Origin of the sequence: Celeribacter marinus (assembly GCF_965656515.1) — a bacterium.
Lineage (GTDB): Bacteria > Pseudomonadota > Alphaproteobacteria > Rhodobacterales > Rhodobacteraceae > Celeribacter > Celeribacter marinus_D.
In genome coordinates, this window is sequence record NZ_CBFHKW010000005.1 from 64517 (window position 1) to 80530 (window position 16014).

General features: G+C 58.3%; 15 protein-coding genes. 6 read left to right on the forward strand and 9 right to left on the reverse strand.

All coding sequences use genetic code 11. From position 1 onward, the window contains the following. Positions 1-83: 83 nt before the first annotated feature. The 4 genes from ACTG34_RS02360 to ACTG34_RS02375 all read right to left on the reverse strand — a co-directional run bounded on the left by ACTG34_RS02360 (position 84) and on the right by ACTG34_RS02375 (position 4014). Positions 84-575, reverse strand: coding sequence for a DUF6173 family protein (locus ACTG34_RS02360; protein ID WP_439103431.1), 492 nt, complete (start codon positions 573-575; stop codon positions 84-86). Next, positions 572-1609, reverse strand: a complete 1038-nt coding sequence (locus ACTG34_RS02365) for an MBL fold metallo-hydrolase (protein ID WP_439103432.1) — start codon at positions 1607-1609, stop codon at positions 572-574. The genes ACTG34_RS02360 and ACTG34_RS02365 overlap by 4 nt, the downstream gene beginning before the upstream one ends. Further along, positions 1609-3321, reverse strand: coding sequence for an acyl-CoA dehydrogenase (locus ACTG34_RS02370; protein WP_439103433.1), 1713 nt, complete (start codon positions 3319-3321; stop codon positions 1609-1611). Before ACTG34_RS02370 ends, ACTG34_RS02365 begins: the two co-directional genes overlap by 1 nt. A 120-nt stretch (positions 3322-3441) precedes the next feature. Then, the gene (locus ACTG34_RS02375) at positions 3442-4014 is read right to left on the reverse strand and encodes a YqgE/AlgH family protein (protein ID WP_439103434.1); all 573 of its coding nucleotides are present in this window, start codon (positions 4012-4014) and stop codon (positions 3442-3444) included. A gap of 132 nt (positions 4015-4146) precedes the next feature. Between ACTG34_RS02375 and ACTG34_RS02380 the strand changes: the two genes are divergently transcribed. Next, positions 4147-4956, forward strand: coding sequence for a protein-disulfide reductase DsbD domain-containing protein (locus tag ACTG34_RS02380; protein WP_439103435.1), 810 nt, complete (start codon positions 4147-4149; stop codon positions 4954-4956). 5 nt (positions 4957-4961) lie between these two features. Here ACTG34_RS02380 and ACTG34_RS02385 read toward each other — a convergent pair whose 3' ends face one another. From ACTG34_RS02385 to ACTG34_RS02400, 4 genes are all read right to left on the reverse strand, one after another. Beyond that, positions 4962-8336 carry an efflux RND transporter permease subunit gene (locus ACTG34_RS02385; protein ID WP_439103436.1) on the reverse strand — a complete coding sequence of 1125 codons (3375 nt, stop codon included), beginning with the start codon at positions 8334-8336 and terminating at the stop codon, positions 4962-4964. Positions 8337-8338: 2 nt separating this feature from the next. Further along, positions 8339-9772 carry an efflux RND transporter periplasmic adaptor subunit gene (locus ACTG34_RS02390; RefSeq protein WP_439103437.1) on the reverse strand — a complete coding sequence of 478 codons (1434 nt, stop codon included), beginning with the start codon at positions 9770-9772 and terminating at the stop codon, positions 8339-8341. Between the two features lie 181 nt (positions 9773-9953). Continuing rightward, positions 9954-10496, reverse strand: a complete 543-nt coding sequence (moaB, locus tag ACTG34_RS02395) for a molybdenum cofactor biosynthesis protein B (RefSeq protein ID WP_439103438.1) — start codon at positions 10494-10496, stop codon at positions 9954-9956. Positions 10497-10508: 12 nt separating this feature from the next. Then, a complete protein-coding gene (locus ACTG34_RS02400) occupies positions 10509-11324 on the reverse strand; it encodes a uracil-DNA glycosylase (protein WP_439103439.1) in 816 nt (271 codons plus the stop codon). Positions 11325-11486: 162 nt separating this feature from the next. On the opposite strand from ACTG34_RS02400, the gene ACTG34_RS02405 reads away from it, so the two are divergent. From ACTG34_RS02405 to plsY, 5 genes are read left to right on the forward strand one after another with little or no spacing between them, the layout of a single operon-like run. After that, entirely contained in the window at positions 11487-12449 is a 963-nt protein-coding gene (locus tag ACTG34_RS02405; RefSeq protein ID WP_439103440.1) for an aspartate carbamoyltransferase catalytic subunit, read from the forward strand. Further along, positions 12446-12997: a hypothetical protein gene (locus ACTG34_RS02410; RefSeq protein ID WP_439103441.1), complete on the forward strand. Its 552-nt coding sequence runs from the start codon at positions 12446-12448 to the stop codon at positions 12995-12997. Before ACTG34_RS02405 ends, ACTG34_RS02410 begins: the two co-directional genes overlap by 4 nt. Further along, positions 12994-13509, forward strand: a complete 516-nt coding sequence (locus ACTG34_RS02415) for an aspartate carbamoyltransferase catalytic subunit (RefSeq protein ID WP_439103442.1) — start codon at positions 12994-12996, stop codon at positions 13507-13509. The genes ACTG34_RS02410 and ACTG34_RS02415 overlap by 4 nt, the downstream gene beginning before the upstream one ends. Continuing rightward, positions 13506-14771 (forward strand): dihydroorotase, encoded by a 1266-nt coding sequence (gene pyrC / locus ACTG34_RS02420; RefSeq protein WP_439103443.1) that lies wholly within the window; start codon positions 13506-13508, stop codon positions 14769-14771. The genes ACTG34_RS02415 and pyrC overlap by 4 nt, the downstream gene beginning before the upstream one ends. A gap of 3 nt (positions 14772-14774) precedes the next feature. After that, positions 14775-15374: a glycerol-3-phosphate 1-O-acyltransferase PlsY gene (gene plsY, locus ACTG34_RS02425; protein WP_439103444.1), complete on the forward strand. Its 600-nt coding sequence runs from the start codon at positions 14775-14777 to the stop codon at positions 15372-15374. A 42-nt stretch (positions 15375-15416) separates the two neighbouring features. On the opposite strand, the gene ACTG34_RS02430 is transcribed toward plsY, so the two are convergent. Continuing rightward, positions 15417-16014, reverse strand: a 598-nt coding sequence (locus ACTG34_RS02430; protein ID WP_439103445.1) for a glutamate-cysteine ligase family protein, incomplete at its 5' end; no start/stop codon positions are given.

Consider the following 16014-nt stretch of genomic DNA (forward strand, 5'->3'; position numbering starts at 1 on the left):
CTTTTCCTTTTTATATCGTGGCGTCATATGCGCCTTTTCTATGAGTGAATTAGACGATTCAGATCCCGCTGTCACCGTTGGATTTACGCCTTTTTGCTCTCATCTGCGTCTGAGTTCTCTAAATCAGCGGCCAAACGAAACCCGATCCGTGCCGGAGCGGCCTCCGGCTCGTGTTTTGGCAAAGCACGAAGCATGACATTAAGCTGGGTGACGTGTTGAACAAGTTGCGTTTTGGCACCGGTCCCATCGGTCCCGTAAAAGGTCACGATATCAGGGTCAAAATACCCGATTCCCTCAATCCGCAGCACCCCGGATTCCGATCCGGCAAATCCCATCGCAATCTCGTGCTCGTTGTCGAGCTGCTGTTCAAAGTTATTGATGTAAAGAATGAGGCGTTCATAGGCCCATTCCGCCGGACTCTTTTGGTCAAGAGGCTTGCGCGATAAGGCATCTGGGAGCGGCAATTGTTCGGCCGTGCGTGGCGCATTTGGGTTGGAATGAACTGCACGACCGTATTGCAAGGCTGCCGCCTCGTGCGCTTCTGCCGTTGTTTGGATTTGATCGTAATCGCTCATGCCATCTCCCGCTTTTGCCAGATATACGCACCATCCCCTCTCATCGTGCGCGAGACAAGCCCCTGCGCAAACAAGTGATTGCAATGCGCCATCGCCTCGACCATCGCCAAGCCGTATTCGCCGCCTTTGATTTCGCGTTTGAACAGCACCGAAAAACACTCACACGCGGTGCGCGGCTGTTCCAAAAATCCAAGCAGTCGCGTGAGCGCCGTATGATGATTGTCCGTCAACTGGCGCAACCGTGTCGGCAGCCCCGTAAAAATGCGTTTATGCCCCGTCAAAATCAACTGATCGTCGGTCGCAAAGGGTTTGAACCGCTCACAGCTTTCCAACCACTCCCCCAAAGGATCGGCATCCGGTTCGGTTGTATGCACACCTATGTTCGGAGAAATCGACGCCAAAAGCTGATCACCGCCAATAACCATCTCGCCATCATGGCTCCAAAACGTTGCGTGCTCGGGCGCATGCCCGTTGCCGCACCGCACATCCCATAACCGCCCGCCAATCTCGATCTCGTCACCCTCGCGTATGCGGGTAAAGCCAAGCGGAATATCAGCCACCGCATCAGCGGTATTGAACGGGCGGCTCGTTTCGCGCTCGGCGTAGATCGCCGCATCCATCCCGCTTGAGCGCCAAAAGCGCAGCATCTCAGTTGTTGGCGCGTCCTGAACATCCAGCTTGAGCATCCGCGCCATGAGATACGCGGTGCGTGTTGTGACCAATGTCGCGCCCTGCTGCTCCATGAACCACCCCGCCAACCCGATATGATCGAGGTGGTGATGGGTGGCAATGACGCGCGACACGGGTTTGCCGCCCATCGGACCCGCCATCAAGTCGCCCCAAACCGCACGGGTGCGCGAGGTGTCGATGCCTGTGTCGACCACGGTCCAACTGTCGCCCTCATCAAACATATACACATTCACATGCTCAAGGGGGCCGGGCATGGGGATGCGCGCCCACAAAAGTCCGGTGGATACCTCGACCGCCTCCCCCGTAACTGGTGGCTCAACGGGGGTTCGGATCGGTGTTTTCATCAGGCTAAAAGGTCTTCTGTTGTGAGGGCATAAAGATCACTCGCGCCCAGGCGTGCTTGCACCAAGAGGGACGTATACTCGGGCAACATACGCAGAATATAGAACCGCGCAAGACGCGTGCGCGTGCCCGCCTCACCCTCGGCCAGTGCCGATTTCAAATGGTAGTACCCACCCAAAACCCGTGCAAATGCGCGTAAAAACGCGGTCGCCCCCGCAAAGCGGTCATTGAGATCAAGCGCCAGTACCGCCTCAAGCCCCTCGCGCAGCGTTTCGGCTGCGCTCCAAACAGGTCCAGCCAGTTCAGGCAACGACGCCCGTGCAGCCTCGGCAAAGGCTTCGATTTCGTCGAGCAGCGCATTGGCGGCGTCACCACCGTCCATCAATTTTCGGGCCACAAGGTCCATCGCCTGAATGCCGTTGGTGCCCTCATAGATTGAGGTAATACGGGCATCGCGGGCGTATTGCGCCGCGCCTGTTTCCTCGATGAACCCCATGCCGCCGTGAACCTGCACGCCAAGCTGCGCAACCTCATGGCCGATGTCGGTCCCGAACGCTTTGGCAATCGGAATGAGGAACGCACCGCGCGCCTGCCATTCGGGATCATCACGTCCCAGATCAAGCGCCACACCGCAGGCCAGTGAAATACACCGCGCCACATAAGTATCCGCCCGCATCACCGCGAGCATGCGGCGCACGTCGGCGTGGTCGATAATCGCACCCGTGCCATCCGCACCAAGTGGCGTACGGCCCTGAACGCGGTCCATCGCATAGGCATGCGCCTTTTGCGTAGCGGCCTCGGCCACACCCACGCCCTGCATCCCCACACCAAGACGCGCATTGTTCATCATCGTGAACATGCATTTCATGCCTTCGTGCTCGTTACCGACAAGCCACCCTTTCGCGCCGTTGTAGTCCATAACGCAGGTGGGCGAGCCGTGGATCCCGAGCTTGTGCTCGAGACTCACAACGCTGAGGCTATTAGCGTCACCGGCCTCGCCATCCGCGTCAGGTAGAAACTTAGGAACAAGGAAAAGCGAAATACCTTTGGTCCCCTCACCGCCATCGGGCAATCGCGCCAAAACGAGATGGCAAATATTGCCGGAAAAATCGTTGTCGCCCCATGTGATATAGATCTTTTGGCCCGTGATATCATAACTGCCATCGTCATTGCGCGTGGCTTTGGTGCGCAGTGCGCCAACGTCAGAGCCTGCGCCCGATTCCGTCAGGTTCATCGTGCCACACCATTCGCCCGACACCAGTTTAGGCAGGTATAGCGCTTTGATCTCGTCACAGGCATGATGTTCCAACGCCTCGATCTGACCCTGACACATCAGCGGCTCAAGCGCCAAAGACAGGCACGCGCCCGACATCATCTCGTTCACCACAGAGGCCAATGTGAGCGGCAATCCCATGCCACCATTATCCGGCTCGGCCAACATGCCGATCCACCCACCCTCAGCGATTTGCGCGAACGCATCCGCAAATCCAGGCGACGAAATCACACCACCGTTTTCAAGCCGCGCAGGGGTCAAATCCCCACCACGATCAAGAGGCGCCATCACATCATTTGAAAGCTTGGCCGCCTCGTCGATGATGGCCGCCACGACATCGCGGTCTGCTTCAGAAAAACGTGCCGTTGATGCAACGCGGGCGTAATCCACCACATGATCAAGAATAAATGCGTAATCCGAAACAGGCGCACGGTAGGCCATGGTACAGGCTCCTCAGATTGGGTTTGCGACAGGCTCACCCTCTTAACTATCCAGGGAACTGTAATGGATGGGCACAGACCGCCAACCCAAACGTGGCGTCACGCATCAGGCACTGCGCGTTTAGGCGTGGCCCGCCTCGCCAGATAGCAACGCAGGGCTCACCCCGATCGAGCGCACAGAGGCCTCCCACTTTTGGTCATTGGGCACCTCAAACACGATTTTCGGCGTAGGGTCGACCGTCAGCCAACCGTTCTGCGCCAATTCCTCCTCCAGTTGGCCCGGCCCCCATCCGGCATAGCCCAAACACAGCAATCGTTCGCGTGGACCACCGCCGCGCGCGATATCCGACAATATCTCGCGCGATGCGGTCATGGAATACGTCGCATCCACCGCCAAAGAGGCGCTATCGGCTTGATAATCAACGCTATGCAACACAAACCCGCGCCCCAACTCCACAGGTCCGCCAAAATGGACCGGCAAGGGCGCCATCATATCGGTGACGTTGATGTCGAGTTGCTCGAACACATCATTGACCCGAATGTCTTGCGACACCTGATTGATAATCAGCCCCATAGACCCGTCATCCGAGTGCGCGCACATAAAGATCACGCTGTTTTCAAACCGTGGATCACCGATCCCCGGCATCGCGACCAGCAACTTGCCCGTCAGGTTGTTAAACGTTGTTTCAAACATGCCCTACCTCACCTCATGTCGCAGCGAGGTGCAAGCGGAACCGCAACCGCACGGCAACACAGCGCCGTATGAAACAACTCGTCGCCTATTTGTGAGTTTTGTGTGTGCGAACACCTCCCTATATGTTCACACATGACACATACGCCTCTCTTCTTGCGCCATGCGCTTGCCGTCACGGCGATCGCGTGTTTCGCGGTGACCGCCGCCCCCGCAAACGCGGCTGATCAGGCACAGGTATCTGTGCTGAACGGGTGGCGTATGGGCAATGGCCATCATATGGCCGCTTTGCGTATTTCACTGGCGGACGGCTGGCACACCTATTGGCGCGCCCCCGGAGATGCGGGTATTCCACCCCGATTTGACTGGAGCGCCTCGAAAAACGTCTCGGGCGTACAGGTGCATTGGCCAACCCCAGACGTCTACGCGCAAAATGATATGCGCTACGTTGGATACGAGGGCGAGGTTGTTTTGCCCCTTGAAATCCGACCCACGGCAAGCGGCGCAATTCATCTTGAGGGCGTCATCGAATTTGGGGTGTGCGATGACATCTGCATTCCGATGACTGCGCAACTGCGCCTTGATCTTGACGGCACAGCCCCCCAAAGCGATTACCCCGCAATCACAGCATCACTCAACGATGCACCGACACGAATTACCGATGCAAAATGTGACGCGGCCCCCATCGAAGACGGATTGAAAGTCACTGTGACGCTTGGCGTCCCCTCACTTGGCGCGCGCGAAATCGCCGTCATTGAACACCCCGATGCCGCCATTTGGGTGTCCGAGGCCATGACCACGCGCAAAGATGCATCGACCCTAACCGCCGTCAGCGAGTTGGTTCCGCCACACGCCAAACCCTTTATGGTCAACAGGTCCGATCTCACGATCACCGTGATCGGCAATGGCACGGCTTACGAGGCGCGCGGCTGCACCGGTCGTTAGGTCATTTACCCCGCGCGGCGGCGCGACACGACACCTACAGACACCGCGTAAATGGTCGCATATGCGATCATGATCCCGACAGAAAACACGCCAACCGCGCGCGCCATTGTCCCGCCGCCCAACACCTCTGGCATCGTTCCCGATAGCACCACCGCTCCCACGGTTGCCATCAGCCACGTGACGGTCGCAAGGCCCGCCGCGACCGTGGCCGCACCCGCCGCACCAACACGGCGCGGGTGGGACAATGTGCGCCGCGTCGAGGCAATCGCACGGCCAACGTCCAATTGCATCGCCACAATCGCCGGCACCATCATCAACACGATCACCATTCCGAACCCCAACCCATAAGCAAGCGTCACAACGGTTGGCTTGAGAAATTGCGCATCGGCTGATCTCTCATAAAGCAACGGCGCAAGGCCCAAAACCGTGGTCATCGTGGTCAAAAATACAGGCCGCAAGCGATCAACCGTGGCGTCCACAATCGCGGGCATGAGCCCTCGATCTTCGGCGTATTCATCAATCGTCGTCACCAACACAATCGAATCGTTGATGATAATACCCGTCATCCCGATCAGCCCCACGACCGAGAACATCGACAGCGGAATACCCCATGAGGCATGGCCATAAATCGCACCGATCAACCCGAATGGTATGATCGACATAACCACCAACGGACGCGACCAACTCGAAAAAATCCACGATAACGTCAGATAAATCCCAAGGAGCGCCGCCATCATACCCAACAGAGCATCGGACAAAAACCGGTTCTCTTGCTCGGCAAGACCCGCCACCTTGTAGGTGACGCCATAGTCCTCTTCGATCTGCGGCATTATCGTGTCGGCAATCGCCAGCTGTATCTCGCTTGCGCGCTCTGCGTTGTCTTCGCTTAGATCACCCGACACGGTCACAACCCGCAGACCATTTTCGCGCCGCACCGTTGAAAAGCCCGTCTGGCGAGTCACCGATACAATATCGGCAAGCGGCACATATTGCCCTGAGGTTGCACGCATCTGTGTGCGATCCAGAAAATCAGCCGTCAGCTCGCCTTCGGGCAACTCCACACGCACGGTCGCGGTGCGTGTACCATCGGGATAACTCGCCGCCTCTATCCCGCCCAAACGATTGGACAATGTGCGCCCCAAAGCATCGATGGTAAAGCCAAGCGCCTCGCCTTGCGGCGTCAGCTCCAAAATCAAGTCTTCTTTGTCGTAGGCCAAACTGTCCTCAAGTGCCGACACCTCAGCGAACAAGGCAAGCTTGGCTTTCAATCCTTCCGCCGCGGCCTTTAGCGTCTCGGAATCCGCCCCGACCAACTCAATATCAATCGCATCACCACCGGGGCCAAAATTGCCGCGCCGAAACGACACTGTTTCGGCAAGCGGGTGATTTACAACCTCCTCTTGGAGCGCTCCGACGAAAGCGAAGGATGAATAGGGCCGTAGGTCCGCGTCGATAAGCTCGACGGAAATCCCACCCAATTGATCGCTGTCTTTCGTGTCCGACCCCGACAAACCACGCCCCGCATTCCCACCCACTTGGGCCAACGCATACGCGACAGGGTTAACCCCGTGTTCCTCTTCGAACTTTAGTCCTGTGGCTTCAACCGCGCGCTGTAACTCCATCATCATCGCAAGGGAGTCGTCGCGCGTCGCACCGGGTGCCATGGCAAAATTCCCCGAAATCACGGGCTGCTCGGGCGAGTTGAAGAAACGCCATTGCACCGCACCCGTGATCAGCTGCGAAATCTGCATCGCCAAAAGAACAAAAACGGCAGCAACAACCGGATAGCGAAGACGAACGACCCACGTCACGAACGGGCGAAACGCGCGCTCGCGCACAACTCGAAACCCTTTGTCGACCTGCCGCGAGGGCCAATCATACCAATGCACATTTTGATGGCTCGCAACCGTATGGCTCAGGTGGTTCGGCAATATGATGAAACACTCGACCAAGGAGGCCAACAGCACCACAATGACCGTAAACGGGATGTCGGAAAGCATGTCGCCAAAACGACCCGAAATGGCGGTCAAACCAAAGAACGCGATGATCGTTGTCATGGTCGACGAGAACACAGGCGCAAACATACGCCGCGCGGCATTCTCAGCCGCCTCTACCGGCCCTTCGCCCAATCGGCGTGCGCGAAAATCGGCGTGTTCACCCACCACAATGGCATCATCGACGACGATGCCCAACGTGATGATAAGGGCAAACAGCGAGATCATATTCAACGTCAAACCCGCCGCGTACATGAGCGCAATGGCCGACAACATCGACACAGGGATGCCCGCCGCAACCCAAAGCGCGGTACGCGCGTTGAGAAACAAGAACAAAAGCGCCGCAACCAGCGCCAACCCCATCGCACCGTTTGTGACCAAGATGTCCAAACGCGCCTTGATGGCCTCGGCGCGGGTGCGAAACAGATCAAGGGTCACACCATCGGGCAGGGTCAATCGCATCTGTGCCGTGACGTCCTCGACGATCCCTTGTAGCTCAATCGCATCGCCCTGATCAGAACGGACGACTTTGACGCTCACCGCACCATTGCCGTTAACGAAAAAGGCCTCATCACGGTCGATCCCTTCGACGCGGATGTCCGCCACTTCGCCAATCGTGAGCTTTGAACCATCGTCATTCGAGCGCAGCACAATATCGGATATTTGTGAGGCCGTACGTTTCTCCACACCGGTGCGCACACGCGACGTTCCGCCGCCAACGCTCCCCGCAGGACTGGTGTCTACCTCGGCCGCAATCGCTGCTGCGATATCGCTCATGGTGACATCATATTTGATCAGATTGATCGTCTCGACTTCGATAATTGTCTCGGGGGCTGCGACCCCTGAAATGCTCGTCCGCGTCACACCCTCGGCAAACAGACGTATCACCAACTCGTCTGAAAACCGCGCGAGTTGATCGAGGCCGACAGGACCGGTAATGATCACATCCGTGACGGAATCCGTCCACCCGCCCCAGCGCACGGTGGCATCCTCTGCGCCCTCAGGTAGATTGGAGACGCCATCAATCGCCGCCTTCACATCATCGGCGGCGCGCTGCATGTCCCAATTCGGCTCAAAATCCAAACTGATGGATGCGCGGCCCTCGGACGAGGTAGACGCACTTTCCATCACCCCCTCAACGGCCAGTAACGTCGGTTCCAAAATTTGAACCACAGCGCGGTCAACATCCTCCGCGCCCGCTCCTTCCCATGCCACTGAGACGCGCACGGTATCGACAACGACATCGGGGAAAAATTGCGCCCGCATGCGCGGCAGAGAAAACAGCCCCGCCGCGAGAAGCAAAACCAAAAGCAGGTTGGCCGCCGTGCGGTGACGGGTGAAATAGGAGAGCACACCGCTCGCCTTAGACATGCGCAGTGCGGCCATCTTTAACTCCCCATCCGACTTTCTAGGCGCGTGATCAATTCGGCGGGCACCTCATCGGCGGCAAGCTGTTCCTTGATCCGCGCGCGCGCCTCATCGGGCATACGTGTATTTCCATCGACAAAGGCGATGAGTTTCGCGCGCTGGTCGTCGCTAAGCGCAACCATACCACTGTTCGCATCAGCTGCGCTTTGTGCATTTGTGTCCGGCTCGGCACCGTTTACGCGCACGCGGATACCCGCCCCTAAAAGCGGGCTGCGCTCCGCTACAATCTGACGTCCCGCAATCGCGGCCGCATCGACTATCACGTCATCGCCTTGGCGTCTTAACACCGGTGCATCGCGCACTTCGAGGCGGCTCTCATCGGTAACGGCCAAAACGGTCTGTGAGGCATCAACGGCACTTGATGGAATACGCGCCACATTTGTCAGTTCGGGTTCATCAATACGGACATTTACGAAATCACCTGGACGCAGACCGGCCGTCTCATCAAGGCGCGCAAAGAGCAATCGCCCCGTCTGGCCATCGCCAACAGCCGCACTTTCACGGGTGACTTCGCCCGTGGCCGTCAAATCCACCCCCGCAACATCCAAAGACACTGTCACAGGCAAACGCGGCAAGACCCGCTGCCCCCCGACAAGCCGCGTGTATTGCTGTGTCGAAATCCGAAAAGCGACCTGAAGCGCATCGGGCGCAATCAACGATCCAACCTGTTCGTTTGCATTCACAATCGCCCCCAGCGCCCCGACAACACCCGTCAACACACCATCGAATTCCGCAACAAGGGTCGTATCATCCAATGACCGCTCGGCCTCTTCAAGGGCGATTTGAGCCCGAAGAACCCCTGTCTTTGCTTGGTCCACACGGGCCTCTGCATTGGCAAGGGCTTGACGTTTGGACAAGACGGATTGGCGCGCAGACGCTTCTGATAGGGCCGCCGTTTCAACCGCACTGGCAGAGCCGACACCACGGGTTTGTAGGTTCTCTTGTCGCTCTAACGCCGCTGTGCGCAAATCAGTCTGTGCGCGCGCCGCCGCCAGATCATCGACGGAAATGAGCAGCGCGCGCTCGGCCTCGCTCAGTTCGGCTTTGGCCTCTTGCACGTCCGCTTGCGCCACACGCAGTGCGGCGGCCGCGTCAGCGGGATCAACGCGCATCAACACGTCTCCCGCCTTGACCGCACCGCCCTCCTCGAACCGCTCCGAAAGTTCGATAACGCGTCCACCGGCGGGCATACGCAACTCTAATGTACGGCTCGCTTCAACCTCACCGTAGGTCGACAACACGGGGACAAGCCGCGATGGCGTGACGGTCACGACATTCACCGCAAATTGCCGCTCGCGCGCAGGCGCAGAGGTGCCTTCGCGTGCCTGCCGCTCTTGGATCGCGGAATAAAATCTATACCCACCAGCGATCAAGAGCGCTGTGGTCAGTGACATAAGAAAGAGGCCTACAAGAGAGCGGCGCAGAAAACGCATTGCGTGTCCCCGGATATAAGTTGAACAGGTAAGACAGACCTAGCACATCCGCCCAAGTCGTCCATCTCCAACATTCTACGATCTGCCAACGCAATTCCGTCGCGTTTTTTGATCACTGTTTCGTGCGCAACAGATCTACGGGCTATGCGAGGCGTTTGTGCTCTTCAAGGCGCGGAATCATTTGTACGAAATTACACGGCTTATGACGGTGATCGAGTTGCCAAACGAGGATCTCGTTCCACGCATCCTTACACGCGCCATTCGATCCGGGCAGAGCAAACAAATAGGTGCTTTTCGCAATTCCACCCGTTGCGCGTGACTGCACCGCCGAGGTGCCAACGCTTTTCATAGAGACAATCGTGAACATGGTCGCAAAGGCTTCGATCTCTTTCTCATAGACATCTCGGTGCGCCTCAACCGTCACATCACGCCCCGTCAGGCCCGTGCCCCCCGTTGAAATCACAACATCAACCGCCTCGTCGTCAACCCACGCTTGCAACGTGTCGCGAATAAGCGGGCGGTCATCTGTGACAATTTTACGCGCGCCAACCACATGCCCCGCCGCCTCGATCAGCGACACCAATGTGTCTCCCGAGGTGTCTTGCGCCATTGAGCGCGAATCAGACACGGCCAAAACGGCAATCCGCAGCGGGATGAATTCTAGGCTCTCGTCAATATGGGCCACGTCGAGGCTCCTTTAGCTGATAGTGCGCAACCGCGCCTGAATTTCCAACAGATCGGCCCATGCCTCGCGCTTGGCCGCGGGCGTGCGCAACAAATAGGCGGGATGCGTCATCGGCATCGCGGGTTTACCCAGCACCTCTTGCCACGTCCCGCGTAGACGGGTGATCCCCGCGCGGCCCGTGAGCGCCTGACACGCCAGATTGCCCATCATGACGATGATATCCGGATCGGCCAATTCGATATGCTTTATCAAAAACGGGGTCAGCATCGCAATCTCGTCAGGTGTCGCATCGCGGTTTTCGGGCGGACGCCACGGCAAGGCCGTGACAAGGTACAACCCGTTTTGCGTATCGGGCGATGCGCGATCCAAACCAATTGCCCCGAACATCTTGTCCAAAAGCGCCCCTGAGCGGCCAACAAACGGCGTGCCCTCGCGATCCTCATCGCGGGTAGGTGCCTCACCAATGACCATCACCCGTGCCTGAGGATTGCCATCCCCAAACACCAAATTATGAGCGCCGCGTTTCAGGGCACAATGTTCAAATGTCGCCAACGCCTCACGCAAGGCATCAAGTGACGCGGCTGATTTCGCCGCCACCACGGCCTCTCCCACACCGTCAACCTCAGTCTCGAGTTGCGGACGCACGGGGGGCGGCGCTTTGCCCGTTGTCACAACGGACGCTTGCGGCGCAGGTTTGGGTACGGCTGCGGGCATGTCGTAACGATTCACCGGATGCTCGCCAATCGGCTCGGACACGCCAAGCTCGACTTGCCAGTCCAACAACGCGTGCGCGTCCCAAAAATCGATGTGATCCAGATGAGTCTTCATTGCGTCACGCTACATCGCCACGCAGCCAAGGTAAATCTACGCATTCGATAGTGCGCGCCATTGCCGCCCCGCCTCGCAGTTTCTATAAGCATGAGAAACTCGCACCGCCGCGCAGTCGATAAACGTGGCAAACCTGAACCATCGCGCTTTAGGGAGGCACATATGGCATTCCGACAGAAACACCTTCTGGGGATTGAACCGCTCCACCCCGAAGAGATCAAAACTATCCTCGATGTGGCCGAGACCTATGTCGATCTCAATCGCCAAGCGCACAAACATTCAGATGCGCTCAAAGGTCTGACACAGATCAACATGTTCTTTGAGAACTCGACACGCACACAGGCCTCGTTCGAACTTGCGGGCAAACGCCTTGGTGCCGATGTGATGAACATGGCGATGCAAGCCTCCTCGATCAAAAAGGGCGAAACCCTGATCGACACCGCCCTGACGCTCAACGCTATGCACCCCGACCTCTTGGTCGTGCGTCACCCGCATTCGGGCGCTGTGGATCTGCTGGCGCAAAAGGTGAACTGCGCCGTGCTCAACGCGGGCGATGGCAAGCACGAACACCCGACCCAAGCGTTACTGGATGCCTTGACCATTCGTCGCGCCAAAGGCCGCTTGCACCGCCTGAACATCGCGATTTGCGGTGATGTGACCCATTCGCGCGTGGCCCGCTCCAACCTGATCCTGTTGGGCAAGATGGAAAACCGGGTGCGCCTCGTCGGGCCGCCAACCTTGGTGCCCAGCCAGTTCAAAGAGTTCGGCTGCGAGATTTACGACAATATGGAAGAGGGTCTTAAAGACGTCGATGTCGTGATGATGCTCCGCCTGCAAAAGGAACGCATGGACGGCGGATTTATCCCCTCCGAGCGCGAGTATTTCCACCGCTACGGATTGGACGCCGCCAAACTGGCCCACGCCAAACCTGACGCCATTGTCATGCACCCCGGCCCGATGAATCGCGGCGTCGAAATCGACGGCACGATTGCCGACGACATCAATCGCTCTGTGATCCAAGAACAGGTCGAAATGGGTGTCGCCGTGCGCATGGCCGCCATGGACCTTTTGGCCCGCAACCTCAAAGCCGAGCGCGAGGCGGCGAACACAGGAGTGATGGTATGACCGATCCCCTCATCATCCCTGACGGCTATCATCGGTATGTCTGGGTGTTTGCCGTTGATTTGCCAGAAGACGCATTGCGTGCCTTCGGGCATGAGGACCACACAGACGAGGACACGGTACAGTGGCCGCTTGGGGACGCACTCGGACTATCGCCCTACCCCAATCAGGAGTTCGTCGAGCTTTTCGACCTTGAGACAGTGCGCGATTATGGCTTTTCGCGCTACCTGTCCGAGGCCAACGGAATGGATATAGGCGCCGATGCCAGCAAACTTGACGCGCTGTCAGGCGGTATTGCCTTGGTCTTTTCTCGGGCTCTGGACAACGGCCAAACCCGGTTTGCGCCCAAAGACCCACTGACGTTTATCGGCCGCTACGCCCGCCCCGTTGAAATGCCCGTCCATGACACACTCACCTCAAACGGTGCCGAAGGCATGCTTCCCCAAGGGATGCCCCCAAAATCAGATGCGCGGATCGGCGGTATGGTCGCGACATTGGTTCTGGTTTTTCTAACCATATTTGTCGCCCTGTTTGTCTGGATTTCAGGATGACGGACGGATGGGATGATATTTTGCGCTCAGGCGAGCGTATTGTGTGGCAAGGGCAACCCGTGCCGTCTCAATCCATGTCCAAACACGAAATCATCACGATGGTCGCGGGCCTAGGGTTCGCTGTGTCTGCGGTTCTCTGGATGATTTCGGCCTATAAAACCGGCGGCTTTTGGCCGCTTGGCCTCATCCATATGGCGGTCGGCCTCATCGTTGGCTTTGGCCCGAAATGGCTCGGCATGTATGCACGGCGCAACACGTGGTTTTCGCTGTCAACCTCGCGCGCGTTCTTTGCCATGCGCATTCCCTTGGCCGGACCATCACTCAACGCAGTAGACATCGCGCCCCACACGGGCATCGACTTTGATGGCGACGATCCCGGCACGATCCGGTTTCGTGCCGAGGCCGTGAGCCTGACGGGCAACCAGACGCTCACCACGCCGCAATTCGACACCATTCCTGACGCACGCGCGGTTTTTTCCCTGATCCGCGACATCCAAAGAGGCATCGCATGACCATTTTCACCAATGCCCGACTGATCGACCCCGAAGCACTCACCGACCAACTTGGGTGGTTGCGTGTCGAGGGCAACCGCATCGCCGAGCGCGGCACAGGCACCCCGCCGCGCGGCGAGAGCATCGATTGCGGCGGTAAATGCCTTGCCCCGGGCATCGTCGATCTGGGCGTCAAAGTCTCCGAACCAGGCGAGCGCCACAAGGAAAGCTTTGCATCCGCAGGCCGCGCGGCCGCAGCGGGGGGCGTAACCACAATGATCACACGTCCCGACACAATCAACGCCATCGACACCCCCGAAGTGTTGGAATTCGTGCAACGCCGCGCCGCGACCGACGCCATCGTCAACGTCAAACATATGTCCGCCCTGACCAAAGACCGTGCCGGCCGCGAGATGGTTGAAATCGGATTTATGAAAGACGCGGGCGCCGTGGCCTTTACCGACTGCGACCACGTGGTGGAAAACGCCAAAGTGTTGCAACGCGCCTTGACCTACGCCAAATCTTGCGGCGCTTTGGTGATCGGCCACCCCCAAGATCCGTGCCTGTCCAAAGGGGCCGCCGCCACATCCGGCAAATTCGCTGCCCTGCGTGGATTGCCCTCCGTGTCATCCATGGCCGAGCGCATGGGGTTGGACCGCGACATCGCCCTCATCGAAATGACCGGCGTCTCCTACCATTTCGACCAGATCACCACGGCACGCGCCCTGCCCGCGCTCGATCGTGCAAAGGCCAACGGGCTTGACGTCACTGCAGGCGTGTCGATCCACCACCTGACGCTCAATGAGTTGGACGTGGGCGATTACCGTACCTTTTTCAAAGTCAAACCGCCGCTGCGCTCCGAGGAGGATCGCCTCGCGATGATCGACGCGGTTGAACGCGGATTGATTGACGTGATTTGCTCCATGCACACCCCACAAGATGAAGAGAGCAAGCGCCTGCCGTTTGAAGAAGCCGCATCGGGGGCCGTGGCGATGGAAACGCTGCTGCCCGCCGCTCTTCGCCTTGTCCATGCGGGACAGATTACCTTGCCGCAACTCATGCGGGCGATGTCACTCAATCCCGCCAAGCGCCTCGGCCTCGCCTCTGGCCGCTTAGCCGATGACGCCCCCGCCGACCTGATCCTGTTCGATCCCGATGCACCCTTTGTTCTGGACCGCTTCAAACTCAAATCCAAATCCAAAAACACACCTTTTGACGGCGCACGCCTACAGGGCAAAGTGCGCGGCACATGGGTCGCGGGTTTCCGCGTTTACGAGGGCTGATCAATGACAATGCTACTGACCGCACTTGCCGCCTACCTGCTTGGCTCCATCCCGTTTGGCATCGTCATGGCGCGCCTGTTCGGCCTTGGCGATCTACGCGCCATCGGATCGGGCAACATCGGGGCCACCAACGTTTTGCGCACCGGAAACAAACTCGCCGCATTACTGACCCTACTGGGCGATAGCGGCAAAGGCGCGGCTGCGGTATTGCTCGCCCGCGCCATTATCGGCGAAGAGGGCGCAGGCATTGCCGCGCTATGCGCGATGCTCGGCCACCTCTATCCGGTATTTTTGCGCTTCAAAGGCGGCAAAGGCGTTGCAACGTTCCTTGGCACGCTCTTGGCGTTGTCGTTCCCTGTGGGCCTTTTGGCCTGTGCGACATGGCTCGCCGTGGCGGTCCTAACACGGTATTCCAGCCTGTCTGCACTGGTCGCGGCCCTCATGGCACCGATCTACACCGCGTGGATTTACCACCTGCACGGCGCAATTATTGTGCTGGCTCTCACTGGCCTGATCTTTGTCAAACACCGCGAAAACATCGCTCGGTTGCGCGACGGCACAGAGACAAAAATCGGCCAAAAAGACAAAAAGAAAGAGGCTTGATCACACGACCAAGCCTCTCTTTGTCAAAATGTCCTTTGGACGTTAGTAGCTGAACTCACCAAACACTTTGGTGACATCGCCGTTCCAGTCATCTTCAAACCGCTCGATCAACTCGTCGGCTGGCGCTTTTCCTGTTTCAAGGCTGTCTTTGAGCGCATTGAGGAAATGGGTCTCGTCAGGGACCAAACCGCCCGCGCCCTCGCGGCCACGCGCCACCAGACCCGCCTCGGAAATCGTCACGCATTCGCGTGCCAGATCAAGCATCTTCACTCCGCCGACTTCGGCCTGAAGCCCGTCGACAGAAGCCGCAACACGCAACTCTTCGCGCAACTCGGGGGTCCAATCCTTGAACAGATCACTCGCCGCATCGAGCGCGTTTTGGTCATACATCATACCAACCCAGAACGCAGGCAACGCACACAAACGCCGCCACGGACCACCATCGGCCCCGCGCATTTCCATGTACTGCTTGATCCGCGCCTCGGGGAAAATCGTGGTGAGGTGATCGGCCCAATCGCTTAGAGTTGGCTTTTCACCAGGCAAAGCAGGCAACTGACCCTTGAGAAAATCGCGGAACGACTGGCCCAATGCGTTGATATACTTGCCATCGCGGTAGACAAAATACATCGGCACATCGAGG